Source organism: Nocardia farcinica (assembly GCF_029867845.1).
GTDB lineage: Bacteria > Actinomycetota > Actinomycetes > Mycobacteriales > Mycobacteriaceae > Nocardia > Nocardia farcinica_A.
This window is the reverse complement of sequence record NZ_JARWRU010000309.1, coordinates 1-1067: the sequence shown is the minus strand read 5'-3', so window position 1 is coordinate 1067 and position 1067 is coordinate 1. Positions and strand designations below refer to the sequence as shown.

The following is a 1067-nucleotide window of genomic DNA, read 5'->3' as shown; positions in this document are numbered from 1 at the left end:
CCCCGACCGTTCCAGCCCGCCGTGGACCACCCCCCACTCCCGCAGTCCACCGGCCTCGATCATGGCGTCGAACCCGCCCCTGGTCACGAACCGGTCGCCCCGGCCGCCGACCCCCCGGGGCCGGGGGGCCCGGGTCGTCGCCGACACACTGAAGACCAGTTCGGGCAGGCGTTCCCGCACGCACCGCACGACCGTCGACTTGCCGACGGCCGAGGGGCCGACCAGGACTACCAGTCGGCCCTTCCGCGTGTGTTCGACCACCTCGTCGTCAGGCGTCGAAGTCGAATCGGGCCAGCAGCGCCTTGCGCTGCCGATCGCCGAGCCCGCGCAGACGGCGGGTGGGGGCGATCTCCAGCTCGCTCATGATCTCGGCCGCCTTGACCTTGCCGACCTTGGGCAGGGCCTCGAGCAGCGCCGACACCTTCATCTTGCCGAGGATCTCGTCGGTTTCGGCATCGGCGAGCACGCTCTTCAGGTCGGTGCCGCCACGCTTCAAGCGCTCCTTGAGCTCTGCCCGAGCGCGGCGAGCGGCAGCCGCCTTCTCCAGAGCAGCGGCGCGCTGCTCGTCAGTCAGCTGGGGAAGGGCCACGGTTCCTCCGTCTCATCGTTCATTGCTGATCAAGCCGTCGAAGAGCCGACGGCTCCAGCGACCGTACCCACGACGTCCGCCGATTGCTAACCCACCCCCCAGGTCAGCGCATGATTCCGCATGCCGTAAGGGGGCGCGGCGCGGGATGCGCGCGACGCACCGGCTTCCGTCGTGATCGTACTCCGCGAAACCACGAAAACGCTCCGACCTGCGATTTTCTGTTCGAGGGACGAGTTAGCCGATGGATAGCGACCGAGCGCGGGCGCGGGCGAGCAAACCGCACCCCTCCGACCAGGAAGTTTCTGATTTTCGCCCGCGTGTCGCGCACTTTCCCCGCGTGTCGCATCGAACACATGTCTCATTCCGGGGGCGAACGCGGCCAAACCCCCGGCCAAGGGCCCCCGGGGGGTAGTGGGTAGGGGCGCGGGCGGGGGGCCCGCGCGCCCCCGGGGCCCGGCCCGGCCCCCGGGGGCCCGGG

At 70.6% G+C, this 1067-nt stretch carries 1 protein-coding gene and 1 pseudogene; both read right to left on the bottom strand.

The window, feature by feature from the left end:
* Positions 1–261, bottom strand: a pseudogene (locus QH283_RS06640) (guanylate kinase); the annotation flags it as partial.
* A 7-nt stretch (positions 262–268) separates the two neighbouring features.
* Positions 269–589 carry an integration host factor, actinobacterial type gene (mihF, locus tag QH283_RS06635; protein ID WP_011210150.1) on the bottom strand — a complete coding sequence of 107 codons (321 nt, stop codon included), beginning with the start codon at positions 587–589 and terminating at the stop codon, positions 269–271.
* Positions 590–1067: the final 478 nt, after the last annotated feature.